The organism is Telluria sp. B2 (assembly GCF_051789535.1).
GTDB lineage: Bacteria > Pseudomonadota > Gammaproteobacteria > Burkholderiales > Burkholderiaceae_D > Telluria.
Genome location: NZ_CP196525.1, coordinates 455845 through 480858 on the forward strand (window position 1 = coordinate 455845; position 25014 = coordinate 480858).

The 25014-nt window shown below is 64.5% G+C and carries 30 protein-coding genes and 1 tRNA gene; 18 read left to right on the forward strand and 13 right to left on the reverse strand.

Translation table 11 applies throughout. From position 1 onward, the window contains the following. Positions 1–2: 2 nt before the first annotated feature. From ACSUZJ_RS02035 to ACSUZJ_RS02065, 7 genes are all read left to right on the forward strand, one after another. On the forward strand, positions 3–275 hold the full coding sequence (locus tag ACSUZJ_RS02035; RefSeq protein WP_499412848.1) for a hypothetical protein: 273 nt from the start codon (positions 3–5) through the stop codon (positions 273–275). Positions 276–363: 88 nt separating this feature from the next. After that, on the forward strand, positions 364–1539 hold the full coding sequence (locus ACSUZJ_RS02040) for a CpaE/TadZ family protein (RefSeq protein WP_499412850.1): 1176 nt from the start codon (positions 364–366) through the stop codon (positions 1537–1539). Positions 1540–1550: 11 nt separating this feature from the next. Continuing rightward, positions 1551–2897 (forward strand): TadA family conjugal transfer-associated ATPase, encoded by a 1347-nt coding sequence (locus ACSUZJ_RS02045; protein WP_499412852.1) that lies wholly within the window; start codon positions 1551–1553, stop codon positions 2895–2897. A gap of 33 nt (positions 2898–2930) precedes the next feature. Then, positions 2931–3908, forward strand: coding sequence for a type II secretion system F family protein (locus tag ACSUZJ_RS02050; RefSeq protein ID WP_499412854.1), 978 nt, complete (start codon positions 2931–2933; stop codon positions 3906–3908). Between the two features lie 9 nt (positions 3909–3917). After that, positions 3918–4853 carry a type II secretion system F family protein gene (locus tag ACSUZJ_RS02055; RefSeq protein ID WP_499412856.1) on the forward strand — a complete coding sequence of 312 codons (936 nt, stop codon included), beginning with the start codon at positions 3918–3920 and terminating at the stop codon, positions 4851–4853. 18 nt (positions 4854–4871) lie between these two features. Then, positions 4872–5972: a tetratricopeptide repeat protein gene (locus ACSUZJ_RS02060; RefSeq protein ID WP_499412858.1), complete on the forward strand. Its 1101-nt coding sequence runs from the start codon at positions 4872–4874 to the stop codon at positions 5970–5972. A 98-nt stretch (positions 5973–6070) separates the two neighbouring features. After that, the gene (locus tag ACSUZJ_RS02065; RefSeq protein ID WP_499412860.1) at positions 6071–6394 is read left to right on the forward strand and encodes a BON domain-containing protein; all 324 of its coding nucleotides are present in this window, start codon (positions 6071–6073) and stop codon (positions 6392–6394) included. A gap of 53 nt (positions 6395–6447) precedes the next feature. On the opposite strand, the gene ACSUZJ_RS02070 is transcribed toward ACSUZJ_RS02065, so the two are convergent. The 8 genes from ACSUZJ_RS02070 to petA all read right to left on the reverse strand — a co-directional run bounded on the left by ACSUZJ_RS02070 (position 6448) and on the right by petA (position 12465). Next, positions 6448–7218, reverse strand: coding sequence for a GIN domain-containing protein (locus tag ACSUZJ_RS02070; RefSeq protein WP_499412862.1), 771 nt, complete (start codon positions 7216–7218; stop codon positions 6448–6450). Between the two features lie 206 nt (positions 7219–7424). Beyond that, positions 7425–7973: a DUF2939 domain-containing protein gene (locus ACSUZJ_RS02075; RefSeq protein WP_499412864.1), complete on the reverse strand. Its 549-nt coding sequence runs from the start codon at positions 7971–7973 to the stop codon at positions 7425–7427. Positions 7974–8132: 159 nt separating this feature from the next. Then, a tRNA-Thr gene (locus ACSUZJ_RS02080) sits at positions 8133–8208 on the reverse strand. Positions 8209–8235: 27 nt separating this feature from the next. Then, on the reverse strand, positions 8236–8718 hold the full coding sequence (locus tag ACSUZJ_RS02085) for a ClpXP protease specificity-enhancing factor (protein WP_499412866.1): 483 nt from the start codon (positions 8716–8718) through the stop codon (positions 8236–8238). A 219-nt stretch (positions 8719–8937) separates the two neighbouring features. Then, positions 8938–9549, reverse strand: coding sequence for a glutathione S-transferase N-terminal domain-containing protein (locus ACSUZJ_RS02090; protein ID WP_056342583.1), 612 nt, complete (start codon positions 9547–9549; stop codon positions 8938–8940). A gap of 98 nt (positions 9550–9647) precedes the next feature. Then, positions 9648–10409, reverse strand: coding sequence for a cytochrome c1 (locus ACSUZJ_RS02095; RefSeq protein ID WP_499412868.1), 762 nt, complete (start codon positions 10407–10409; stop codon positions 9648–9650). A gap of 24 nt (positions 10410–10433) precedes the next feature. Continuing rightward, a complete protein-coding gene (locus tag ACSUZJ_RS02100; RefSeq protein ID WP_499412870.1) occupies positions 10434–11849 on the reverse strand; it encodes a cytochrome b in 1416 nt (471 codons plus the stop codon). Position 11850: 1 nt separating this feature from the next. Continuing rightward, a complete protein-coding gene (petA, locus tag ACSUZJ_RS02105) occupies positions 11851–12465 on the reverse strand; it encodes a ubiquinol-cytochrome c reductase iron-sulfur subunit (protein WP_499412872.1) in 615 nt (204 codons plus the stop codon). 282 nt (positions 12466–12747) lie between these two features. Between petA and mscL the strand changes: the two genes are divergently transcribed. The 4 genes from mscL to ACSUZJ_RS02125 are packed head-to-tail and all read left to right on the forward strand — an operon-like array spanning position 12748 to position 15463. Then, on the forward strand, positions 12748–13182 hold the full coding sequence (mscL, locus tag ACSUZJ_RS02110) for a large conductance mechanosensitive channel protein MscL (RefSeq protein ID WP_499412874.1): 435 nt from the start codon (positions 12748–12750) through the stop codon (positions 13180–13182). Continuing rightward, positions 13179–14363, forward strand: a complete 1185-nt coding sequence (locus tag ACSUZJ_RS02115; protein WP_499412876.1) for a Do family serine endopeptidase — start codon at positions 13179–13181, stop codon at positions 14361–14363. The genes mscL and ACSUZJ_RS02115 overlap by 4 nt, the downstream gene beginning before the upstream one ends. Before the next feature lie 26 nt (positions 14364–14389). Beyond that, on the forward strand, positions 14390–15076 hold the full coding sequence (locus ACSUZJ_RS02120; RefSeq protein WP_499412878.1) for a DUF2461 domain-containing protein: 687 nt from the start codon (positions 14390–14392) through the stop codon (positions 15074–15076). Between the two features lie 12 nt (positions 15077–15088). Further along, positions 15089–15463 (forward strand): cupin domain-containing protein, encoded by a 375-nt coding sequence (locus tag ACSUZJ_RS02125; protein ID WP_499412880.1) that lies wholly within the window; start codon positions 15089–15091, stop codon positions 15461–15463. Positions 15464–15814: 351 nt separating this feature from the next. On the opposite strand, the gene ACSUZJ_RS02130 is transcribed toward ACSUZJ_RS02125, so the two are convergent. The 5 genes from ACSUZJ_RS02130 to ACSUZJ_RS02150 all read right to left on the reverse strand — a co-directional run bounded on the left by ACSUZJ_RS02130 (position 15815) and on the right by ACSUZJ_RS02150 (position 18751). Next, positions 15815–16828: an NAD(P)H-dependent glycerol-3-phosphate dehydrogenase gene (locus ACSUZJ_RS02130; protein ID WP_499412882.1), complete on the reverse strand. Its 1014-nt coding sequence runs from the start codon at positions 16826–16828 to the stop codon at positions 15815–15817. 27 nt (positions 16829–16855) lie between these two features. Next, complete coding sequence (locus ACSUZJ_RS02135) at positions 16856–17299, reverse strand: SH3 domain-containing protein (protein ID WP_499412884.1); 444 nt, start codon at positions 17297–17299, stop codon at positions 16856–16858. Positions 17300–17459: 160 nt separating this feature from the next. After that, complete coding sequence (gene secB, locus ACSUZJ_RS02140) at positions 17460–17921, reverse strand: protein-export chaperone SecB (RefSeq protein ID WP_499412886.1); 462 nt, start codon at positions 17919–17921, stop codon at positions 17460–17462. Positions 17922–18063: 142 nt separating this feature from the next. Beyond that, on the reverse strand, positions 18064–18327 hold the full coding sequence (gene grxC / locus ACSUZJ_RS02145; RefSeq protein WP_182990218.1) for a glutaredoxin 3: 264 nt from the start codon (positions 18325–18327) through the stop codon (positions 18064–18066). A gap of 22 nt (positions 18328–18349) precedes the next feature. Further along, positions 18350–18751, reverse strand: coding sequence for a rhodanese-like domain-containing protein (locus ACSUZJ_RS02150; protein WP_499412888.1), 402 nt, complete (start codon positions 18749–18751; stop codon positions 18350–18352). A 115-nt stretch (positions 18752–18866) separates the two neighbouring features. Here ACSUZJ_RS02150 and gpmA point away from each other — a divergent pair, with 115 nt between their 5' ends. The 7 genes from gpmA (at position 18867) to gspI (ending at position 25014) form a co-directional block, all read left to right on the forward strand. Then, entirely contained in the window at positions 18867–19613 is a 747-nt protein-coding gene (gene gpmA, locus ACSUZJ_RS02155; protein ID WP_499412890.1) for a 2,3-diphosphoglycerate-dependent phosphoglycerate mutase, read from the forward strand. A 3-nt stretch (positions 19614–19616) separates the two neighbouring features. Further along, complete coding sequence (locus tag ACSUZJ_RS02160) at positions 19617–21029, forward strand: murein hydrolase activator EnvC family protein (protein WP_499412892.1); 1413 nt, start codon at positions 19617–19619, stop codon at positions 21027–21029. Positions 21030–21037: 8 nt separating this feature from the next. Next, positions 21038–22510, forward strand: coding sequence for a S41 family peptidase (locus ACSUZJ_RS02165; RefSeq protein ID WP_499412894.1), 1473 nt, complete (start codon positions 21038–21040; stop codon positions 22508–22510). Between the two features lie 262 nt (positions 22511–22772). Next, positions 22773–23534, forward strand: a complete 762-nt coding sequence (locus tag ACSUZJ_RS02170; RefSeq protein ID WP_499412896.1) for a HesA/MoeB/ThiF family protein — start codon at positions 22773–22775, stop codon at positions 23532–23534. A 125-nt stretch (positions 23535–23659) separates the two neighbouring features. Beyond that, on the forward strand, positions 23660–24112 hold the full coding sequence (gspG, locus tag ACSUZJ_RS02175) for a type II secretion system major pseudopilin GspG (RefSeq protein WP_499412898.1): 453 nt from the start codon (positions 23660–23662) through the stop codon (positions 24110–24112). A gap of 9 nt (positions 24113–24121) precedes the next feature. Further along, a complete protein-coding gene (locus tag ACSUZJ_RS02180) occupies positions 24122–24637 on the forward strand; it encodes a GspH/FimT family pseudopilin (RefSeq protein WP_499412900.1) in 516 nt (171 codons plus the stop codon). Continuing rightward, the gene (gene gspI, locus ACSUZJ_RS02185; protein ID WP_499412902.1) at positions 24634–25014 is read left to right on the forward strand and encodes a type II secretion system minor pseudopilin GspI; all 381 of its coding nucleotides are present in this window, start codon (positions 24634–24636) and stop codon (positions 25012–25014) included. Before ACSUZJ_RS02180 ends, gspI begins: the two co-directional genes overlap by 4 nt.

The following is a 25014-nucleotide window of genomic DNA, read 5'->3' on the forward strand; positions in this document are numbered from 1 at the left end:
TCATGGTTACCCACAAGACGAGCGCATGTGTCGTGCTGCTGCTGCTGGTGCAGGGATGTGCGACCACTCCGCGGTTCGACCGCCAGTTCGGCGCGTCGGTGCGCGCCAACGTGGCGGCGCAGACGATCGATCCGCGCGGTGCTGCCAATGCCAACCCGGCCACTGGCATCGACGGTCCAGCCGCGCGCGCCGCGCATGCCCGTTACGAGCGCTCGTTCGCCCAGCCGCAGACCGAGGTCTCGCCACTGATCAAGACGCTCGGCAACGGGCAGTGAGCACCGTTGTCCCGCGACCGCATCCTGCCCGCCGCGCCCTGCGCGCCCATCTTCAACAACGATAACCTGAGCCTCGACGAGGAGCGTCATGAAAGCCCTTTTGATCAGCCGCGACAGCTTGCTGTATGCCGAAATCGCCTCGCAGGGCGCGGCACGCGTGCCGCCGCTGAACGTCGCCGCCAGCCGCGTGTCGATGCGAGAAGCACTCGACCGCCCGGTGGCCGATGCGCCGGGCCTGGTGATCGTCGACGCCGCCGCCGGCGCCCCCGAAGACGGCGACCTGATCGAGCGCCTGGCCCGCCAGTATCCGGAAGCGCATTTCATGCTGCTCACGGGCGAGCACTGTCCGGAGCTCCTGATCCGCGCGATGCGCGCCGGCGTGCGTGAAGTGTTGCAGCTGCCGCTGGTGCACCGTGCCTTCCACGAGGCGATGGACCGCATCGCCACCGCCGCCGGCGTTGCCCAGCTGCGCGACGGCAAAGTGCTGGCCTTCATCGCCTGCAAAGGCGGCAGCGGCGCGACCTTCATCTCGACCAACTTCGGCTATGCGCTGGCGACGCTGGCCGAAAAGAAGGTCCTGCTGATCGATCTGCACGGCCAGTTCGGCGATGCCGCGCTGTACGTCTCGGACCAGAAGCCGACCATGACCCTGTCCGACGTGTGCGAGCAGATCGCACGCATCGACGGTCCTTTCCTCGACTCCTGCCTGGTGCACGTCACGCGCGGCTTCGGGGTGCTGGCCGCGGCCGACGATCCCTCCCAGGCGAAGGAAGCCAAGCCCGAGCACATCGATGCGATCCTGCGCGTGGCGCGCCAGCACTACGACTTCATCCTGCTCGACGTCGGACGCCAGATCGACGCGGTGTCGCTGCGCGCGCTCGACAGCACCGACACCATTTATCCGGTATTGCAGCTGGCGCTGCCCGACATCCGCGACGCCCGGCGCCTGCTCGACATCTTCCGCTCGCTCGGCTACCCGAACGAGAGCATCCGCCTGATCGTCAACCGCTACGAGAAAGGCGGGCGCCTGCGCCTGCCCGACCTGCACGCGGCGCTCGGCTGCGAAGTCGTGCACACCGTACCCAACGATTACATCGCCGTCACCGACTCGGTGAACCAGGGCGTGCCGGTGATCGAGCTGTCGCGTGCGAGCGCGGCGGCGCGCAGCCTGGCCGACCTGGTCGAGCTTGTCACTGCGCGGCGCGCGCCGGAAAGCCGCGGACTGTTCAACCGCCTGTTCGGCCGCGGCGAAAACGATTACTGAAAGGAGAAGCCATGTCGCTGCGTGAACGCCTGTCCGTATCCGATGACCAGCGCCGTTCGAGCGTGATTCCTGCCGAGGCCAGCAACAGTGCCTACCAGGAGCTCAAGAAGACGATGCACCAGATGATCCTCGACCGGATCGATCTGGAGCGCCTCAAGCGCCTGACCGCCGAACAGTTCAAGCACGAGCTGGCGCTGCTGATCCAGCGCATCATCGAGGAAGAGCGCATCGTTCTCAACCAGCACGAGCGCCACAACCTGGTGCTCGACATCCAGCACGAGATGCTCGGTTTCGGCCCGCTCGAGCCGCTCCTGAACGACCCGACCGTTTCCGACATCCTGGTCAATACCGCCAACCGTGTGTATGTCGAGCGGCGCGGCAAGCTGGAGCTGACCGAGGTGTCCTTCCACGACAACGCGCACCTGATGAAGATCATCGAGAAGATCGTCTCACGCGTGGGCCGCCGCGTCGACGAATCGAGCCCGATGGTCGACGCGCGCCTGCCGGACGGCTCGCGCGTGAACGCGATCATTCCGCCGTTGGCGGTCGACGGCCCGCTGCTGTCGATCCGCCGCTTCGGCGCGACCCCGCTGACGGTACAGAACCTGCTCGACTACAAGAGCATGACACCGCCCATGATCAAGGTGCTGGAGGGTCTGGGCATCGCCAAGATCAACATCCTGATCTCGGGCGGCACCGGCAGCGGCAAGACCACGCTGCTGAACCTGCTGTCGGGCTTCATCCCGGCCAGCGAGCGCATCGTCACCATCGAGGACGCGGCCGAGCTGCAGCTGCGCCAGCCGCACGTGGTGCGTCTGGAAACGCGCCCACCGAACATCGAGGGCAAGGGCGAAGTCACCCAGCGCGCGCTGGTGAAGAACTCGCTGCGCATGCGGCCCGACCGCATCATCCTGGGCGAAGTGCGCGGCGCGGAAGCGCTCGACATGCTGCAGGCGATGAATACCGGTCACGAAGGCTCGCTCGCCACGATTCACTCGAACACCCCGCGCGACGCGCTGGCCCGGCTCGAGAACATGGTCGGCATGGCCGGCGTGAACCTGACGCCGCGTGCGATCCGCCAGCAGATCTGCTCGGCCGTGACCGTGGTGGTGCAGGCGTCGCGCCTGATCGACGGCTGCCGCAAGGTGGTCAGCATCCAGGAAATCACCGGAATGGAAGGCGACATCATCTCGATGCAGGAAATCTTCCGCTTCGAGCAGACCGGCGTCGACCGCGACGGCAAGGTGCTCGGTCATTTCAGCGCCACCGGGGTGCGCCCGCGCTTCGCCGACCGCCTCAAGATGTACGGCGCCGACATCCCCGACAACACCTTCGACCCCGACCGTATCTACCAATGAACCCACAGGCTACGCCTGCAGTGGAGCCGCGCAATGGATGTCCTTTTCTACAGCTTCGTCGTGTTCCTGTTCGCCGCCGTGATCCTGCTGATCGAAGGCGTCTGGCTGTGGTGGTCCAGCACCTATGGCAAGGCCGCGCAGCGCGTGGCGCGCCGGCTGCAGGTGATGTCGGATGGGACCGGGCGCTCGGGCGAACGCATCTCGATCCTGAAACAGCGCCGCTTCAGCAGCCATGACGGCCTGGACCGCCTGCTGCATCGTGTTTCGGTCCTGCGGCGACTCGACACGCTGCTGGTGCAGGCCGGCAGCGTGCTATCGGTCGACCGCTTCATTGGCTGCTCGCTGGCAGCGATGCTGCTGGCCCTGCTTGCGTCGGCGCGCTGGCCCATGCCCTTGCCGGTCCGGCTGGCGATCGCGCTGCTGGCGCTGGCGTCTCCCTGGATGCTGATGCGGCGCGCCCGCACGCGGCGCCTGCGCCGCATCGAACATCAGCTGCCCGACGCCGCCGACTTCATCGCGCGCGCCCTGCGCGCCGGCCACTCGTTTACCAACGTACTGCAGATCGTCGGCAATGAGCTGCCCGAGCCGCTCAGCGGGGAATTCCGTATCGCGCGCGAGGAAATCAACTACGGCGTGCCGATGGGCGAAGCGTTGCACAACATGGCTGCCCGCATTCCGCTGACCGACCTGCGCTACCTCATCATCGCGGTGCTGATCCAGCGCGAGTCCGGCGGCAACCTGGCCGAGATCCTCGGCAATATCAGTATGATCATCCGCGGTCGCCTGAAGCTTGCGGCCCAGGTCAGGGTGCTGTCGGCCGAAGGACGCATGTCGGCCTGGATCCTCGGGCTGCTGCCGCTTGCCGTCACCCTGATACTGATGGCGGTGAATCCGACATACGTAAGCATGCTGTGGACCGATCCGGCCGGCGTGCGCCTGCTCTGGTATGCGGCCGGGATGATCCTGTTCGGGGTGGTCTGGCTGCGCAAAATCATCCGCATCCGGATTTGAGGTACCGCCATGAATGCCGCCCAACTGTCCTTTCTCCTGATCGTCTTCGGGATCGTCTGCGCCCTGGCCTGGCTGGCAATGGCCTTGTTCGCCCCGGAGACCTTGCGCACCCGGCTACGCCGCTTCATCGGCAAATCGGAAGCCAGCCAACTCGAACCGAACGGTTGGGTCGAGAAGGTGGCCAAGGTCAGCCAGCCCCTGACCAAGCTGTCGATCCCGGAAGAAGGCTGGGAAAAATCGGCGCTGCGCACCCGCTTCATGAATGCCGGCTGGCGCAATCCCGTGGCGCCGACCCTGTTCTTCGCCTCGAAGACAGTGCTGGCCCTGCTCGGGCCGGCCATCGTGGGCGTGCTGACAGCGAGCTCCGTGATCGTGCTCTCGGGGGGCAAGCTGATGTTCCTGCTGCTGCTTACCGCAACGGTCGGCTACTACATGCCGAACATGATCCTCAGTCGCATTGCGGCGCGACGCAAGCGCGAAATCTTCGAGACGATGCCCGATGCCCTGGACCTCTTGACCGTATGCGTCGAGGCCGGTCTGAGCCTCGAGCGTGCCTTCGTCAAGGTGGCCGCCGAGATTCACATCAAGAGCCTGACACTGGCGCAGGAATTGCAGATCGTGCTGATGGAGATGCGAGCCGGCTTCAGCAAGGAAAAGGCGTTGCGTAACTTCGCCCTGCGCAGCGGCGTTGACGACGTCGACACGCTCGTGGCGATGCTGATCCAGTCAGAACGTTTTGGCACCAGCGTCGGCGACTCGCTACGGGTGTATTCAGAGAACCTGCGGACCAAGCGCCGCATGCTGGCAGAAGAATGTGCCGCCAAGATCGGTCTCAAGCTGCTGTTTCCCCTCATCTTTTGCATTTTTCCGACGCTGTTGATGGTGCTGCTGGGACCGGCAGTAATGCAGATCAGCCGTACGCTGGCCGCCGTCGCCGCGCGTTGACATCACGGGAGCATGACCATGAAACCACGCATACTTCTCAAGAAAATGTCGGTACTGTGCGCCGGTGCCCTGCTGCTGGCCTGCGCCGACATCACCCGTCAGCCGGACATGCCCCCGGGACCGGATGCCGAAGCCGCCTATGGCCAGGGCCGTACGCATCACCTTGCGGGCCGCTACGACGAAGCGGTCCAGGCCTATCGCGTCGCCCTGGCGGCCGATCCGCGTCATGTGCGCGCCCGCAATGCCTTGGCCGCCGCCTTCGCGCGCCAGGGTGACTTCGTCCAGGCCATCCCGATCTGGCGTGAACTGACCAAGGACGCGACACTGGCCTCCGGTCCCGGCAGCGCCTACCTGTTCGCCAATCTCGGCTATGCCTACTTGCTGGGTGGCGACTATGTACAGGCCATCGTCGCGCTGGAAAAGGCCTGCCTGCTCGACCCCCTGAACCATCGCGCCTGGCAAAACCTGGGTGAAACGCTGCGCCGGATGGGCCAGGACGATCGCGCCGAACTGATGTTCCGCCAGGCCAGCGCGCTGCGCGAACACGATTTCCGCAGCGACTACGCGGCCGCCGGCGGCAGCGCCGTGGCGGCGATCCAGGCCGCGGTCGAAGCGCCGCGGCCCGACCCCGAATGGGCCGAGACCCAGGTGCTCACTGGCGCCGACGGCAGCCTGACGCTGCGCCGCATTCCTTCTGCGCGCGCGCTGGCCCAGCAACTGCCGGCCGGCTTGCCGCCGTCGCCGCTGCCGCCGGTGCGGCGCGGCAGCCCGGAGCCGGTGCTGCTCGAAATTCGTAATGGAAATGGAGTGACGGGCATGGCACGCGCCCTGTCGCGCCAGGTCGGCGGCAATGGATTGCGCGTCACGCGGCTGAGCAACGAACAGGGTTTCAGTGTGCGCCGCACCCGTATCGAGCATGGTGCCGACTACCGCGGCGCGGCCGAGCGCCTGGCGGCGCGTTTCGACAGTGTGGCCTTGGTGCAGGTTGCCAGCACGCGGCCTGCCGACCTGCGCCTCGTCATCGGCCAGGATTTTGCGCGCGGCAAGATTGCATTGCGTCCGGCGCCGGCTGCCGAGGCGCCGGGTGTTGCGATTGCGTCACTCGCAAAGGCGCCCTGAGGCCGCGTACGCACAGACACCTTTGTTCCGTATCAAACGCGGTCGACAACCTCACCTGAAAATGTGACGATATCGTCTCATCTCAAGGGAGCGTTGCCATGAAAATTGCACAGCGTTTCACCGCCAGTTTCACTGCCATCCTCATTGCCGCCACCACATTGTCGCTGACCGCCTGCGGATCGACCGCTCAGCACCGGGGCACCGGCGAATATGTCGACGACGCCGTCATCACCAGCAAGGTCAAGGCCGCGTTCGCAGCCGATCCCGCCGTCAAGGCCACGGAGGTACAGGTCGAGACCTACAAGGGGACGGTTCAGCTGAGCGGTTTCGTTGAATCGCGTGAAAGCGCCCAGAAGGCCGTACAGCTCGCGCGTGAAGTCAAGGGCGTGAAGGAAGTGCGCAACAACACCATCATCAGGTAAGCGCGCCCATACCCGTCTCGGCAGAAGTAACGCAGTTCTACCGAGACAGGCTTTTATCGCCAGCTGACCTTGCCGAGTCCCTCGGTCGTGGCGCTGCGCTGCGCCGGCTTGCCGTACACCGTGGCCGAACCCATGCCGCTCAGGTTCAGGTTCGCCGCCGAGCTGGCATACACGGTGGCGCCGCCGAGGCCGCTCATGTCGAGGTTCACGACGTCGGCGCGCAGCTTCTCCGCGTCGAGATTGCCCACGCCCGCCAGCGTGGCGCGCAAGGTCTTCGTTTGGCCAGACACCGCCAGCCGGCCGGCGCCGCGCAGCGCCAGGTCCATGCGCTCGGCGCGGCCGGCATCGATCGTCATGCTGCCGACGCCACCCAGGCGCGCGTCGACGTGTCGGTAATTCCCGTTGAGGGTGACCGCCCCGGCGCCGTCGAGCGCAAGCACGATGCGCTCGCCGCCGAACCCGCTGACCGTGCTCGCACCCACGCCTTCGGACACGAATTCGGCCAGGTTCGGCACGGTCAGTTCGGCGCGCAATTTCGGTTCGTTGCGCCCACGAGTGACATTGCTGCGCTTTTCGGTATCGATTTCCAGCGTCTCGCCATGCTGGCGCGTGGTCACGCGCGCCACTTCCATGCGGTCGCCGGAAATCACGAGCGAAGGCTTGGCGCCCTGGCGCAGGACCAGGTCGACCACGCCATCGAGTTTGACGCGCGTTACGCGGGCGTCGACGGTACGCGCCTCGCGGATCACGTCGGCGGCAAAGGCCGGGCTTGCGCCAAGCATCAGGATGGATGCCGCGAGGGTAGTGCCGAGCAGTCTGGTCATGGTGGTCTCCGTGCTTGTTCGAATGGCTGCACTATATGCCGCGAGAGGCGGCAGGGAGCTGCCAATGCGACAGGCTGCGCAATACGAGGACCGAAGCGTCCGAAACGCCCGCAGACCAGCTTGGGAGAGCAGTCCCGGGACTCACGGGATTGGTGCGCAAGCCTTGACTACGTCTGCCGCGTAAAATGGTGCGTCCCGATGTTGATTCACTTATCCGATTCGAGCAGTGATCTGGGCAGCTCGAGCGCGCTCAGTTGCCAGCTCCAGAAGCCCGTTCGCTTGAGGATGAATCGGCCTGCATCCTGGCCCGGCTGGGAAACGGCCACCTTGCTCCAGCTCTGGTAATTCACCGAGTAATCGAGCTTGTCTTGTGGAGTGGCTGGATCCGCCTTCGGCGTCTGCTGAGGCGCGGGCTGCACCTTGCCCGACTCCATCATGGCCAGCACACCAGCAGGCGAGACGGCTGCATCGATCAGCGGATTGATGAGCGCGACGGCCATCATTTTCCCCACGCCGGAAAACGGATTATTCGCCATCTCGGTCGAGGACATCCGCTTGTTCATCATCGTCATCATCTGGCCCTTGAAGCTTTCGCGGAGGGCCGGGAAATCGATATGCTCGGACAGCTTGTCGGCATCCTTGTCCGCGATCGCCGTTTTCATCTGGTTCAGCGTCCAGTACGGACTTGCATAGCTGGTCAGGACCAGAGTGGCGGCGACAGCGGCTGCTGCGGCAACGGCGTGGGTTTTTTTCATGGACTCAGGAATCCGGATAAGGAGATAGACCAAGTATATCCATCAAGAAACGCCAAATGCTCACAGAAAATTGCATTAGTTGATATCGGCAAAAGCGGAAAACAAAAAGCCCAGCCATGGAGGCTGGGCTTTTTGCACTGACTGCTTTTTACGGATGTTTGGTGCCGGCTGCCGGTTTCGAACTGGCCACCTGATGATTACAAATCAACTGCTCTACCAAATGAGCTAAGCCGGCGTAATCTGTACGGCTGGGATTATACCGCTATTTAATCCGCGTCAGCGTTGGGCGGCCGCCTTTTTTCGGCGGTTCGTTGTCGCCATCGTCGGGGGAATGCGACACCTGCGCCGGCTCGGTTTCGCTGGCGCTGGCGGGCACGGCGGACAGGGTCGGAGCGGCGGTTTCCTCGCTCGGCGCCGGCATGTCGGCGGCGGTCACGCTCACGTCGAAGGCCATGCCTTGGCCGTTCTCGTTGGCGTAAATCGCCAGCACGTTCTGCACCGGGACGTAGATTTCGCGCGAGACGCCGGCGAAGCGGGCGCGGAAATGGATCGCGTCGTTGTCCATCTTCAGCCCCGAGGTGGCGCCGTAGCTGATGTTAAGGATGATCTCGCCCTTCTTGACGTATTCCATCGGAACCGTCGTGGCCGAGTCGACCTTCACCGCGAGGTAGGGCGTGTAACCGCTGTCGGTGCACCATTCATAGATAGCGCGCAGCAAATAGGGCTTGGTTGAAATCTCAGGCATGTGCAAATGAATTCTGGTTTGTCCGGCAAGGCGCGTCGCATGACGCCGATTCGGGCGCCGCTTGCGGCGCAGGCAGGCACGGGCGGCGGGCGCCTTACCCGGCGTGCATGCGCGAAGCGCCAGTTTACTGCGATTCGCCAAAAGGCGGCGCAAACTGGCGTGGGGAGGGTAGAGACCGCGGGACCCGCAGGGCACACGCATGCGCCCCGCTGCAACCGTTTAACGGCGCATCACCTTTTCCGACGGGGTCAGTGCTTCGATGTAGGCAGGACGCGAGAAGATGCGCTCGGCGTACTTCATCAGCGGCGCGGCGGTCTTCGACAGCTCGATGCCGTAGTGGTCCAGGCGCCACAGCAGCGGTGCGATCGCCACGTCGAGCATCGAGAACTCGTCGCCCAGCATGTACTTGTTCTTCAGGAACAACGGCGCCAGCGTGGTGAGACGGTCGCGGATTTCGGCGCGCGCCTTGTCGTGGGCCTTCTCGTTCGTCTTGTTGCGGTCGCTTTCCAGGACGTGCACGTGGACGAACAGCTCTTTCTCGAAGTTGAACAGCATCAGGCGGGCACGCGCGCGCATCAGCGGATCGGCCGGCATCAGCTGCGGGTGTGGGAAGCGCTCGTCGATGTACTCGTTGATGATGTTCGATTCGTACAGGATCAGTTCGCGCTCGACCAGGATCGGCACCTGGCCATACGGGTTCATCGTCGAAATGTCTTCCGGCTTGTTGAACAGGTCGACGTCACGCACCTCGAAATCCATGCCCTTTTCGAACAGGACCAGGCGGCAGCGTTGGGAGAACGGGCACGTGGTGCCGGAGTAGAGAACCATCATGGTTTATAGTTCCTTAAGAAACAAAGGGGTGAAGCGCCGAGCGACTCACCCCGAAAAATGATTGCCCGTATTATAGCCAAGCGGGCAATGAAAACGAATTACTTCACATCTTTCCAGTACGAAGCGTTCAAACGCCAGGCCAGGAAGGCGAAAATCGACAGGAAAATCAGGACGATAACACCGAGTTTCTTGCGGGTTCCTTGCGCTGGCTCAGCCATCCAGCTCAGGTAGGCCACCAGGTCAGCGGTCGCGGTGTCGAACTCTTGCGGACTCATCGTGCCCGGCGTCACCTGCTCGAAGCCGGCGAACTTGTGGATCGTCTTGCCGGCTTCGTGCGGATCCGGCGCATCGACCATTTTGGCCGTACGGATGCCCTGCAGCTGCCACATTGCATGCGGCATCGCCACGTTCGGCATGACCATGTTGTTCCAGCCGGTCGGGCGGGTGTCGTCCTTGTAGAAGGTGCGCAGGTAGGTGTACAGGTAGTCCGCCCCGGTGCCGGCCGGCGATGATTTCGCGCGGGCGATCACCGACAAGTCCGGCGGCACCGCGCCGAACCAGGCTTTCGCGTCGGCCGGGCGCATCGCCGTGGTCATCATCTCGCCCACCTTGTCGGCCGAGAACAACAGGTTGTTCTTGATCTGGTCATCCGACAGGCCCAGGTCGCGCAGGCGGTTGTAGCGCATGGCGTTGGCCGAGTGGCAGTTCAGGCAGTAGTTGACGAACAGCTTGGCGCCGTTCTGCAGCGAGGCCATGTCGTGGCGTTCCGGTGCGCGGTCAAGCGGGAAGCCGCCTTCGGCCGCGAATGCCAGTCCCGGCACCAGCGCCAGGACCGCGAGCAGTTTCTTCGTGAAGTTCATGGTTGTCCTTGGCTTGTCCGTTGATCAATGCGGATGGAAGGTCACGCGCTTGGGCACCGGCTTGAACCGGCCGGCGGCGCTCCACCATGGCATCAGGAGGAAGAAGCTGAAGTACAACAGCGTGCACACCTGGGAGATGATGCCGGCCGCCGGGGTCGGCAACTGGGTGCCGAGGTAGCCCAGCGTCACGAAGGCCAGGCCGAACACGGCGTACACCCACTTGTGCCAGTTCGGACGGTAGCGGATCGACTTCACCGGCGAGTGGTCCAGCCAGGGCAGGAAGGCGAGGATCACCACCGACGAGCCGAACAGCACCACGCCCCAGAATTTCGCGTCCAGCACCTGCGGCAGCATGCCGATGATCAGGAGCAGGGCGATGACCGCGATCGCGACCTTGGCCTTGAACGACAGGCGCGACTTCATCCAGATGAACACGACGTACAGGGCGATCGCCGCCATCAGCACGTACATGAAGTCGGCGGTGGTGGCGCGCAGCACCGAGTAGAACGGCGTGAAGTACCAGGTCGGCGCGATGTGCGGCGGGGTCTTCATCGAGTCGGCCGGGATGAAGTTGTTGTACTCGAGGAAGTAGCCGCCCATCTCAGGCGCGAAGAACACGACCGCCGAGAAGATCAGCAGGAACACCGAGACGCCGAAGAAGTCCTTGGTCGTGTAGTAGGGGTGCGAGGGAATCGCGTCGAGCGGATGGCCGTCCGGGCCGATGCTGTCCTTGACTTCGATGCCGTCCGGGTTCGAGGAGCCCACTTCATGCAGGGCGATCAGGTGCGCCGCGACCAGGCCCAGCAGCACCAGCGGCAGGGCGATGACGTGGAAGGCGAAGAAGCGGTTCAGGGTCGCATCCGAGACCACGTAGTCGCCGCGGATCCACAGCGACAGGTCCGGTCCGATGACGGGGATCGCGCCGAACAGATTGACGATCACCTGGGCGCCCCAGTACGACATTTGCCCCCAGGGCAGCAGGTAGCCGAAGAAGGCCTCGGCCATCAGGCACAGGAAGATCGCGAAGCCGAACAGCCAGATCAGCTCGCGCGGCTTGCGGTAGGAGCCGTAGAGCAGGCCGCGGGTCATGTGCAGGTAGACGATGATGAAGAAGGCCGAGGCGCCGGTCGAGTGCATGTAGCGCACCAGCCAGCCCCAGGGCACTTCGCGCATGATGTACTCGACCGAGCCGAAGGCGAGATTCGCGTCCGGCTTGTAGTGCATCGTCAGGAAGATGCCGGTGACGATCTGCAGCACCAGCACCAGCATCGCCAGCGAGCCGAAGATGTACCAGACGTTGAAGTTCTTCGGGGCGTAGTAGCGGCCCCACTGTTCGTACCAGAGTTTCGACAGCGGAAAGCGGTCGTCGATCCAGGCCAGCGCGCGGTGGCCGGCCGGCGCGGTGGCCGGCAGCTTCGTTTCCTTGAATGGGCCGCCCATGTTATGCCTCCCCTTTTTCGTCTTTGCCGATCACGATCTTGTTATCGGACAGGTACATGTACGGCGGGATATCCATGTTCGTCGGCGCCGGCTTGTTCTGGAACACGCGGCCGGCCAGGTCGAAGGTGGAACCGTGGCAGGGGCAGAGGAAGCCGCCATGCCAGTTGTCCGGCAGGTTCGGCTGCGGACCTTCGGCGAAACGGGAAGAGGGCGAGCAGCCCAGGTGCGAGCAGATGCCCACGGTGACCAGGACTTCCTTGTGCTCGGGACGGGCGCGGAATTCGTTCTTCGCGTACTCCGGCATCTCGAGCTGGTAGATCTTCTCGGAGTTCGGGTCGGCAAGCAGCGGATCGTTCTTGGGGAGGCTGGCCATCATTTCCGGCGTGCGGCGCAGGATCCAGACCGGCTTGCCGCGCCATTCGACGACCTTCATTTCGCCCGGCTTGACGTCGGAAATGTCCACTTCGACCGGAGCGCCGGCCGCCTTCGCCCGCTCGGATGGCTGGAACGTGCTGACCAGGACGCCTGCCGTGGCTACACCGACGACCCCGCCCGCCGCGCATGTAGCGACGAGCAAGCCGCGCCGGCCTGTATCGACCTGCTTTTCATTACTCATACCAACCCCACTCCGTGAAATTACGAAACTTTAGAATCAATAAAGAGCTTGCAGCAACACAAAATTATATGTGAATGGCAATCTTTATTGGAGAAAAAATATTACGTGCGCGGCAATAAACGGACGGGCGTCCCGTTGGCAGCCGATGCTGCAGTGCAGTTCAGCCATCCTGCATGACGCCATGGGTGCGGAACCCGGGCGTGCGTACGGCATCCAAGGCCTTGCGGTATCATCGCATTAGCTATTTCAACAAGAACCTTAATCAAAACTGGAGGAAACGCAATGTCGATGATGGAAGAGTTTAAAAAATTTGCCATGCGCGGCAATGTGGTCGATCTGGCGGTCGGCGTGATCATCGGTGGCGCCTTCGGCCGCATCGTCGATTCGCTGGTGCAGGACGTCATCATGCCGCCTATCGGCCGCATCTTCGGCGGTCTCGATTTCGCCAGCTACTATATTCCCCTGAATGGCCAGGCATATGGGCTGGCGCTGGTGGAAGCGAAAAAAGGTGGCGCCGTCATCGCCTACGGCAACTTCATCACCATCCTCCTGAATTTCATCATCCTGGCCTTCATCATTTTCCAGATGGTGCGCCTGATGAACCGCCTGCGCCAGCGCATGGTGCCCGAGGAAGCGGCCAAGGCGCCGGCCACCCCGGAAGACATCCTCCTGCTGCGGGACATCCGCGATTCCTTGCGTAGCACACCGAAGCAGTGAAAGACATCGCCAACACATCGACCCCGAGCACGGCACGCCGGCTGTGGCTGCTGTTTGCCCAGGCGGTCACGATCGTGCTGGCGATTTATTTTGTCCTGATGGTATTCCGCCCCGACTGGCTGGGGGGCACACCGGTCCAGGTGCCGGTTGGACCCAAGGCGAGCACGGTGCCGGTGCTGCAGGCGCAGTCGGTGCCGGCCGCCGGCAGCTACCGCGAGGCGGCCGGGCGCGCCATGCCGGCGGTCGTCAACATCCTCACGAGTAAAGCGTCGCGCGAAGCGCACCCGATCCTGAAGGACCCGTTCTTCCGCCGCTTCTTCGGCGACCGCATGCCGCCCCAGGAGCAGCTCGCCAGCCTCGGCTCGGGGGTGATCGTCAGCGCCGAGGGCTACATCATCACCAACAACCACGTGGTCGAAGGCGCCGACGCGATCGAGGTGGGGCTCGCCGACGGCCGCAAGGCCGCCGCGAAGATCGTCGGCACCGATCCCGAGACCGATCTGGCCGTGATCCGCATCAAGGAGGACAAGCTGCCGGTAATGGTGCTGGGCCAGCCGGACGAAGCGCGCGTCGGCGACGTCGTGCTGGCGATCGGCAATCCCTTCGGCGTCGGCCAGACCGTCACCATGGGCATTATCTCGGCGGTGGGGCGCAACAACCTGCACATCAACCACTTCGAGAATTTCATCCAGACCGACGCCGCCATCAACTTCGGCAACTCGGGCGGCGCCCTGGTCGACACCCATGGCAACCTGCTCGGCATCAATTCGGCGATCTACTCGCAGACCGGCGGCTCGATCGGCATCGGCTTCGCCATCCCTGTTTCGACGGCGCGCACGGTGCTCGAATCGATCATCAAGCACGGCCAGGTGGTGCGCGGCTGGATCGGCATCGAATCGCAGGACATCACCCCCGAATTGGCCGACAGCTTCGGCCTGGCGCGCCAGAGCGGCGCCATCATTGCCGGCGTGGTGCGCAACGGCCCGGCCGACCGCGCCGGTGTGCGCCCGGGTGACATCCTGCTCGCGGTCGAAGGCAAGCCGGTATCCAGTACCGGCGACATGCTGAACCTGGTCGCCCAGCTCGAACCGGGCGCCAAGGCGCGCCTCACGCTGATGCGCCAGAACCGCGAGGCGACGGTAGACGTCCTTGTGGGCAAACGGCCGCGCCAGAGCGAATAAAATCCTTACACTTTTCCGGACCCTCCATGCACCTGCGTGACCTGACGCAATATCTGACCGAGCTCAAAGAGAACAACACCCGTCCCTGGTTCATCATGAACAAACCGCGCTACGACATCCTGCGCGAGGAGTTCCATGCCGTCGTCAGCGACCTGATCCGCGAACTGGCCAGGTTCGACAAACAGGTCGCCGCCTGCGACCCGAAGAAGGCGATGTTCCGCATCAATCGCGACATCCGCTTTTCCAACGACAAGACGCCTTATAAAACGCGCTTCTCGGCCGGCATCGCGCCGAACGACAAGCGCCGCCCGAGCGCAGGCGCGGGCCCGACCTATTACTTCCAGATCGAAGGCGACGGCACCCTGGGCTTCGGTGCGGGCGAATACCTGCCCCCGCCGAAGCGCCTGAAGGCGATTCGCGAGCACATCGTCAACGATGCGACAGGATTCGCGAAAATATTAAAGAATAAACACCTGCGCGCGACCTACCGCAGCCTGCTCGAAGAAGACCGCTTGCAGCGGCCGCCGAAAGGCTTCGATGTGGACCATCCGCACATCGAATACATCAAGCTGAAGAGCTTTTTTGCCTGGAACGAGGTACCGCTGGCCCTGAACAAGCCGGAGGAGCTGGTGCCGCGGCTGGCGCGCGGATTCGAGGATGCGTTTGCGCTGGTGACCTGGCTGCGCAGCGTGCCCTATACCAACGAAGAGTAGAAAGGAGGCGACATGGCCTTGCAACACGCAGCATCGGGCGAACGGATCGCCTTGCACCGCGGCGAAGATGACATCGCCAATTTCACGTCGATTGCCCTGGCCAAGACCGAGCACATGGAATTGATCCGGCTGGTCGTGCCCAAGGACAAGCCGATGCCCGAGCACCGGGTCGAAGGAGAGATGACGCTGCTGTGCCTGGAAGGAGAAATCGCTTTCGACGCCCACGGCCGCACCATCGTCCTGCGTCCGAACGAGATGGTGTATCTCGCCGGCGGCGAACCGCACGCGATCCGCGCCAACGTCGACGCGGTGGCCCTGATGACCATCCTGCTGGGTCCAGTCCGCACCGGTGGCCCGACCAGGGACCCGCGCGGGCAGGGCGGCTGAACCGGTAGTGTGTACCGAAGGGACGTAGGATGGACCGGGCCGCGCAAGGCGGCTATGCCGTCCACGCGTTCAACCCACGCTGGAGCACCCGCCAGCAATCGTTTGACGCGACGTCGACAGTAGGGTGGGCACGCTGTGCCCACGCGAAACGTCGAGCCGCGTTAGCTCAACTTTTGTTGCCGCCTTCGGTATGTCGAAACGCCTCCGAATGATCATTCGGAAGCGCTGACTTTAAACATGTAGCGCGGCGCGAATCGTGCCAACACCGCTCACGCTTTCGCGCGGGCACGGTGTGCCCACCCTACAGGTCGCCGCTGCGTCATTGAACGCGCAGCGACTGAACAATCGGCTTTACGCCAGCTCATTCCTCGGATCACGCGCCAGCAACTGCGCCACCATTTCTTTCGCGTCGTAGCCGTCGAACAGCACCGCCGCCACCGCATTGGTGATCGGCATGTCCACGCCCAACCTGGCCGCCAGGTCGCGCACCGCCTTCGAGCACGGTACGCCTTCGGCCACGTGGCCGAGCTCGGCGACGATGGTGGCTAGCGGCTTGCCCTCGGCCAGCGCCAGGCCGACACGGCGGTTGCGCGAAAGGTCGCCGGTGCAGGTCAGGATCAAGTCTCCCATGCCGGTCAGTCCCATGAAGGTGCTGGCCTGTGCGCCCAGTGCCTCGCCCAGGCGGGTGATCTCGGCCAGGCCGCGCGTGATCAACGCCGCGCGCGCATTCAGGCCCAGGCCGAGCCCGTCGGCGGCGCCGGTCGCGATCGCCAGCACATTCTTCACCGCACCGCCCACTTCCACGCCGATCAGGTCGTCGCAGGCGTAGACGCGCAGGTTGCCGCCATGGACGGCGCCGACGACACGCTCGCGCAGCGCGCCCGAGGTCGAGGCCACGGTCAGGGCGCAGGGCAGGCCGCGCGCCACTTCCTGGGCGAACGAGGGGCCCGACAGCGCCGCGCCCGGCACGGCGTCGCCCAGCACCTCGCGCACCACCTGGTGCGGCAACAGGCCGCTGCCGTACTCGAAACCCTTGCACAGCCAGACCACGTTCGGGATGGTGCGGCCTTTCAGGCTCTCGAGCAGGGGGCGCAGGCCCGCCACCGGACAGGCCGCGATCAGGAGCGGCGCCTCGTCTTCACACGCATCCGTGACGTGCGCCAGCGCCGCCTCGAAGTCCGCGGTCACGCGCAGCGATGCCGGCAGCGGCTGGCCCGGCAGGTAGGTCGTGTTCTCGCGCGCGGCTTCGGTGGCGGCCATCTGCTCGGGATTGCGGCCCCACAGCAGCACATCGTGGCGCGCGGCCACGGCGATCGCAACCGCGGTGCCCCAGGCGCCTGCGCCCAGGACGGTAATCTTGTTCATCTTCTTCATTTCTTGCATGGGATAGCCTCAGAAACCCCAGACCTCGGCGGCGCGCACATAGCCGACGATGCCGTCGCGGTGGCGTACCTGTGCCCAGCCGTTGGGGGAGGGAGCGACCAGTTCCAGCAGCACGCCCTTGTCGGCGGTCATCACGACCGTCGCGTTGTCGTCGGGCGCGGCGCGTACCCGCGCCAGGGCGGTCTTGACGACGACATTCCGGCTCGCCGCCAGGCCCTTCGCTTCGGTCCAGGCCAGCGCCCCGTCGGCATCGCGCACCTTGACCCAGTCGCCGTAGCGCGCCACGACTTCGACCAGCATGCCGCGTGGCGCGACAAACAGCTTGGTGCCGCGCGCGGACGGCGCGTCGTAGAGCACCACCGAAGGCGCACCGACGGAGCGGAAATCGAAGGCGGAAACACTGCCGCATGCCAGCATCAGCAGCAGGCTTGCGCTCAGTCGGGAACAGGTCATCGCGGGCCCCGGGTTGGTAAAACCAGACGCCAATATGGCAGGAAGGGCAGGCGCCGCGCACAGTGCGTGACGTCTGCCCGTCGAGATATTGCTTGGCAGGACAGGAACCCGCATGGGTGCCTGCCCTTGCAGCCACCCATGCGGGCGGCGCACGAACTGCTTAGTTGGCCGGTGCGGCAGCGGCGGCTTCGGCCATTGCCTGGCGGCGCTGCTGGTAGAACACCTCGAAGTTGATCTCGGCCAGGTGCACAGGCGGGAAGCCGGCACGGGTGATCACGTCGGCGATGTTGCTGCGCAGGTAAGGGTAAACGATGTTCGGGCAGCCGATGCCCAGCAGCGGATCCATCTGCTCGGCCGGGATGTTGCGGGCTTCGAAGATGCCTGCCTGCTTGCCTTCGACCAGGAAGGCAACCTTGTCCTTGACCTTGGCGGTCACGGTGATGGTGACGGTCGACTCGTAGATGCCATCGGCAATTGCTTCGGCGCCGACGTCCAGCGAGACCTCGATGGTCGGGGCTTCCTGCTCGAGGAAGATTGCCGGGGAGTTCGGTTGTTCCAGCGACATGTCTTTCAGATAGACGCGTTGGATTTGGAATACTGGTTGCAGGTTTTCGTCAGACATGGAACGCTTTCGTTATGAAGTAGAAGGGACGGCAAGCGCCGCCCCCGATGGGCTTGGAGTCAAACGCACCGGCAATTGTATCAAAATCAATTTGGATGCAATAGCTCCGGCGAGGGCCTCCGCCCGGACCCGTCAATCCGCCTTATTCGCCCTTGAGCAGCGGATCCAGGCGGCCTGCCTGGTCCAGCGCATACAGGTCGTCGAAGCCGCCGACGTGGGTTTCGCCCACGTAGATTTGCGGCACGGTGCGGCGGCCGGTCTTTTGCATCATGATCTGGCGCTGTTCCGGGTCGAGGTCGACGCGGATGCGCTCGATGTCGGTCACGCCCTTGGCTTCGAGCAGGCGCTCGGCGCGCACGCAGTAGGGGCAGCTGGCGGTGTGGTACAGGACAACATGGGCAGTCATCATTCTTCCTTCCGATTCTGGGTTACTTGGTCACCGGCAAGCCGGCTGCGGTCCAGGCGTTGATGCCGCCTTCGAGGCTGAGCACGTCTTCGAAGCCGGCCGCTTTCAGCTGGCGCACGGCCTTGTCCGAGCGGGCGCCGCTCTGGCAGACGACGACGACGGTGCGGGTTTTCGATTTTTCCAGCTCGCCGATCCGATTGCCCAAGTCTGCCAGCGGAATGTTTTTCGCGTCGCGCAGATGGCTTGCCGCGAATTCGTCGGCGCTGCGCACGTCGAGGACCAGGGTCTTGCCGCGATTGATGAGCTGGGTTACCTGCAGCGCGGTGGCGCGGCGGCCCTTCGGCGCCAGGGCTGGCCACAGCAGCGCACCACCGGAAATGGCAGCAATTGCAACAATGAAGATATTATCGAGGATGAATTTCACAAGGCTTCCAATGGTTGAAGTCAATCCGAGCATTATAAAATAGAAGCTGGACCGGATATCTCTGGGGCTTCGAGAAACCCTTTCGCAGACTTTTTCAAAGAGTAAAGAAGAGCTTATGTACAAAATCGTATTCATGCGCCACGGCGAATCCACCTGGAACCTCGAGAACCGCTTCACCGGCTGGACCGATGTCGACCTGACCGAGAAAGGCATCAACGAAGCGCGCACCGCCGGCCGCGTGCTGCGCGAAGCCGGTTTCAGGTTCGACGTGGCCTACACCTCGGTCCTGAAGCGCGCCATCCGCACCCTGTGGCTGGCATTGGACGAGATGGACCAGATGTACCTGCCGATCAAGAACGACTGGCGCCTGAACGAGCGCCACTACGGCGCCCTGCAGGGCCTGGACAAGGCAGAGACCGCCGCCAAGTTCGGCGACGAGCAGGTCCTGGTCTGGCGCCGCAGCTACGACACGCCCCCGCCCGCCCTGGACGCGTCGGACGACCGCGTCTCCTTCGACGACCCGCGCTACGCCGGCCTGGACAAGTCGCAGATCCCGCTGACCGAATGCCTGAAGGACACCGTGGCGCGCGTGATGCCGGCCTGGAACGAAGAGATCGCCCCGGCCATCCACGCCGGCAAGAACATCCTGATCTCGGCCCACGGCAACAGCCTGCGCGCCATCATCAAGATGCTCGACAACATCAGCGACACCGACATCGTCGGCCTGAACATCCCGAACGGCCAGCCGCTGGTCTATGAACTGGACGAGAACCTGAAGCCGATCCGCCACTACTACCTGGGCGACCAGGAAGCGATCAATGCCGCCATGGCAGCTGTCGCCAACCAAGGGAAGGCGAAGTAAGTCTTGCGTTTTCCAGTCAAGAAGTCGGCCGGCAGCGCCCTGCTGTGCGGCCTGCTGGCCTGCGTGCTGGCAAGCACCGCCCTGGCCGCCAAGCCCACCGAGCGCAGCCGCCAGAAAGCGGCTGCCGAGGCCAAGCGCGCCGGCATCCAGCAAAAGCTCTCCGAGCTGAAGAAAGAGATCAGCCGTACCGAGGACCAGAAGGAGGACGTCGCCGACGACCTGGCCGAGTCGGAAGCGGCGATCTCGAACGCGAACCGCGCGCTGCGCGACCTCGCTAACGAGCAGCAGGAAACCAATGCGCGCCTGCAGGACCTGGCAACCGAGCACGAGCGTCTCGAAAAAACAATTGTTGGACAGAAAAAACAATTGTCCGGCCTGCTGCGTGAGCACTATGTCGCCGGCAACGAGGACCGCATCAAGCTGCTGCTCTCGGGCGACAACCCGAACCGCATCAACCGCGACCTGCAAATGATGGCCTATGTATCGCAGGCCCAGGCGCGCCTGATCGCCTCGCTGAACGCGAACCTGGCGCAGGTGCAGGAAAACCGTGACAAGGTCGAGAACGCCAAGACCGAACTGGAAGAAATTGCACAGGAACAGCGCGATCAAAAGGCTGTCCTGGAGAAGGAAAAAGTGCGCCGTGCCGCACTCTTGAACAGCCTGTCGAGCAAGCTGGTGGCCCAGCGCAAGCAGGCGGACACCCTGCAGCGCGACGAGCAGCGCATGAGCGGCCTGGTCGATCGCCTGACGCGCCTGATCCGCGAGCAGGCCGAGGCCGAGCGCAAGCGCCAGGAAGCGCTGGCCGCCGCCCGCGCAAAGGCAGCGGCGGAAGCGAAGGCCCGGGCCGAGGCGCGCGCCGCGGCGAAAGCCGAACGCGAACGCCTGGCGCGCGAAGCGGCGAAAGCCGGCAAGCCGGCGCCGAAACCCCTGCCCGAGCCGGAAGAGCCGAAGGTGGCCGAGCAGCCGGCGCAGGAAGAACGCACGCCGGACATCTCGCTGGCGCCGGCCGCGCCACCGGGCGCCTTCGCCAAGATGAAGGGACGCCTCACGGCGCCGGTCAACGGCACCATCGCGGCGCGCTTCGGTGCCAAGCGCGGCGGCGACGGCCCAAGCTGGAAAGGCATGTTCATCAAGGCGCCGGAAGGCACCGAGGTGCGCTCGGTCGCGGTCGGCCGCGTCGTGCATTCGGGCTGGATGCGCGGCTTCGGCAACCTGATCATCATCGACCACGGCGGCGATTACCTGTCGATCTACGCGAACAACCAGACGCTGCTGAAACGCCTGGGCGACGCGGTGCGCGCTGGCGAGCCGATCGCGAGCGCGGGCAATACCGGCGGTAACGAGGAATCGGGTCTATACTTCGAGCTCAGGCATCTAGGCAAGGCTTTCGATCCGGCGAGCTGGATCAACTTCTAGGGGTAGCAATGGGCAACAAAGCAAAGAACGCGGGACTGGTCGGCCTCGGCCTGGTGGCCGGGGTGGCCTTGGCGGTGCAGGTCTCGGCCTGGGCGCAGAAGGGGGCGGACAGCCCGCTGCCGCTCGAGGAGCTGCGCCAGCTGGCCGACGTGTTCGGCCTGATCAAGAGCGACTACGTGGTGCCGGTCGAGGACAAGAAACTGCTGTCCGAAGCCATTTCCGGCATGGTCGCCTCGCTCGACCCGCACTCGGTCTACCTCGACCAGAAGGCCTACCGCGAGATGCGCGAAAGCGTGCAGGGCAAGTTCGTCGGCGTCGGCATCGAGGTCGCCAGCGAAGACGGCTACGTCAAGATCGTCTCGCCGATCGAGGATTCGCCGGCCTACCGCGCCGGCATCAAGGCGGGAGACTTGATCACCCGCATCGACAACGTCCCGGTCAAGGGCCTGTCGATCGACGACGCGGTGAAAAAAATGCGCGGCAAGCCCGGCACCAAGGTCACCCTGACCATTGCTCGCCGCGGCGACGACCGCCCCTGGGTCGTGCCCGTGATGCGCGAGGAAATCCGGGTCCAGAGCGTCAAGGCGAAAATGGTCGAACCGGATTACGCCTGGGTGCGCATCAGCCAGTTCCAGGAAGCGACCCTGGACGAACTGGCGAGCAAGACCGCCGCCCTGTACAAGGACAATCCGAACATCAAGGGCCTGGTGCTCGACCTGCGCAACGACCCGGGCGGCCTGCTGCCGGGCGCGATCGGCGTCTCGACCGCCTTCCTGCCGAAGGAAGAGCTGATCGTCTCGACCAAGGGGCAGATCGCGGACTCGAACCAGGCGTATTATGGCCGGCGCGAATTCTACGCGCCGCGCGGCGCGGACCCGCTGGCGAAGATGCCGGCGCAACTGAAGACCGTGCCGATGGTGGTGCTGGTCAACGGCGGCTCGGCCTCGGCCTCGGAAATCGTCGCCGGCGCCTTGCAGGACTACAAGCGCGCGATCATCATGGGCAGCCAGACCTTCGGCAAGGGCTCGGTCCAGACCCTGCGCCCCCTGTCCGCCGATACCGCCATCAAGCTGACCACGGCGCGCTACTACACGCCGAAGGGCCGGCCGATCCAGGCCACCGGCATCGCGCCGGACATCGCGGTGGAAGAAACCGCCGAGGGCGACGGCCTGAACGCGCTGCGCGTGCGCGAAGCCGACCTGCAGCGCCACCTCACCGGCGAGAACGAACAGCCGAACGCGGCCAAGGCGCGCGACGAAGCCGAGCAGCGCCAGAAGGCCGTGGCCGCGCTGAAGAACCGCCAGCCGCTGGAACTGGGCGGCAAGGACGATTTCCAGTTGGCGCAAGCGCTGAACCACTTCAAGGGCTTGCCCGTGAAGACGGCCAAGGCGGAAGCGGTGGAAGTCCAGGTCTCGCCCGAGGCCAAGGCCTTGCCGGGCGCGGAAACGAAACCGCCGGAGTTGAAGGGCTCGAAGAAATAAACGGCCGCTATTCCGGCCTGCTGCGTGAACCGTAGGGTGGGCACTCCGTGCCCACGCGAAAGCATATGTGGCGTTGGCTGACTTAGTACTGCAGAGCCGCCTGGCGGTAGCGCCTCCAAATGATCATCTCGGACACGTTTCGATGTGCTCCGAGATAGCGATAAAGACTGTGCCAACGCTGCTCGACATGTCGCGTGGACACAGAGTGCCCACCCTACGGTCACTGCTGATGCTACTCGGCGGCAGCGTGTAGGATATCCCCATGAACGACACCCAACTCCTGCGCTACTCGCGCCACATCCTGCTCGACGAGATCGGCATCGAAGGCCAGGAACGCCTCCTGAACGCGCACGCCCTCGTCATCGGCGCCGGCGGCCTCGGCTCGCCCGCCGCGCTCTACCTGGCCGCCAGCGGCGTCGGCCGCATCACCCTGGTCGACGACGACGAGGTCGATCTGACCAATCTGCAGCGCCAGGTCATGCACACGACCGAACGCATCGGCAGCCCGAAGGTCGAGTCCGGCCGCACGGCGCTGCAAGCGATCAATCCTGAAGTCGAGGTTCTTGCCCTGCGTGAACGCGCCGGACCCGAAAGACTACGGGAACTTGTGCGCTCGGCCACGGTCGTATTAGATTGCAGCGATAACTTTGCCACCCGTCATACCCTCAACCGCGCCTGCGTCGCAGCCGGGGTGCCCCTGGTGGCGGGCGCGGCGATCCGCTTCGACGGGCAATTGTCGGTGTTTGACATGCGTCAAGAAAATTGCCCATGCTACGCCTGCCTCTTCCCCGAAGACAGTGGTTTTGAGGACGTTGCCTGCAGTACCATGGGTGTGTTCGCCCCGCTGGTCGGCATTGTCGGCGCCATGCAGGCAGCCGAGGCGCTCAAGCTGGTCATGCATGTCGGGCAAACGCTGGCCGGGCGCCTGCTGCTGCTCGACGGCCGCGCAATGGAATGGACCAGCATCGCCGCAGCGCGCAACCCGGCCTGTCCCGTCTGCGCAGAAAGAGGCGCGCACGCTTGAGCAGCGTTTTGGCCAGCTCTGCCATACAATGCTCCACCTTGGTGTCGCACCCATGGCAAGTGGCCGCTGTCACAATTCGGCCTTATACTAAGTCGATTGTTCCGATCCACCTATCAAGATTGACTATGCAGAACGTATCGCACCGTGCAGTTGGCCGCCGTTTCGCGCGCGGCTTCACCCTCGTTGAAATCATGGTTGTCGTGGTCATCATCGGCATCCTCGGCGCGCTTGTGCTGCCGAAAGTGCTGGGCCGTACCGGCGAATCGCGCGTGGTGGCCGCCAAGACCGACATCGCCACCCTGATGCAGGCCTTGAAACTCTACAAGCTGGACAACCAGCGCTACCCGACCACCGAGCAGGGCCTGCAGGCCCTGACCACGCGCCCGACCTCGGGCCCGGCCGCCAACGGCTGGAAGGAAGGCGGCTACGTCGAACGCCTGCCGAAGGACCCGTGGGGCAACTCCTACCAGTACCTGTCGCCGGGCCTGCACGGCGAGGTCGACGTGTTCTCGTTCGGCGGCGACGGCCAGGCCGGCGGCGAGGGCGAAGACGCCGACGTCGGTTCCTGGCAGCAGTAACGTCCTGTCATGGCTGCCGTCGCGGCGCCGCGTAGAACCACCGGCTTTACGCTGGTGGAAATCCTGGTCGTGATGGTCATCATCGGCATCACGCTGGGCATGGCCTCGCTCAATGCGATCCCGAGCCCGCGCCAGGACCTGGAAAACGAAGCCAAGCGCCTGACCCTGCTCCTGCAGCTGGCGCGCGACGAGGCCATCGTGCGCAACCGCGAGGTCGCCTTCGAGGCCACGCCGGAGCGCTACCGCTTCATGGTGCGCAATGAAACTGGCTGGACCGCCATGAACCAGGACGACCTGCTGCGCGAGCGTCCTTTCCGCAATGCGCCGCTGCGCCTGCTGCTCGATCCGCCGCTCGCCGGCAGCAGCGGCAGCAGCGGTGACCTGCTGCGCGTGACCTTCGGGCGCGAGCCGGTGCATAAACCCTTCCGCCTGACGCTGGCCAGCGGCAACGTCAGCGTGGCGATCAGCGCCGACGGCGTCGGCCACTTCGTCGTCGTCGATCCATCCACGGAAAACGTCCAATGACACCCCGCCTGTCCCGCTCCCGCGGCTTTACCCTGCTCGAGGTGCTGGTGGCCCTGGTCATCGTCGGCACCGCGCTCGGCGCCGGCCTGCGCGCCGTCGGCAGCCTGGCCTCGAACAGCGCCGGCCTGCGCGCTTCGATGATGGCGACCTGGTCGGCCGAGAACCGGCTGGTACAGATCCGCCTGGGTCGCGAATTTCCCGAGATCGGCAAGCGCAGCTTCGCTTGCGGCCAGGGCGACCTGCGCCTGATGTGCCAGGAAGAAGTGCTGGTCAGCCCGAACCCCCAGCTGCGCCGGGTCGAGGTCTCGGTGTTCGACATGGACAATCCCGACCGCCGCATCCTGAAGCTGGTGCAGCTGGTATTAAGGCCGCGATGA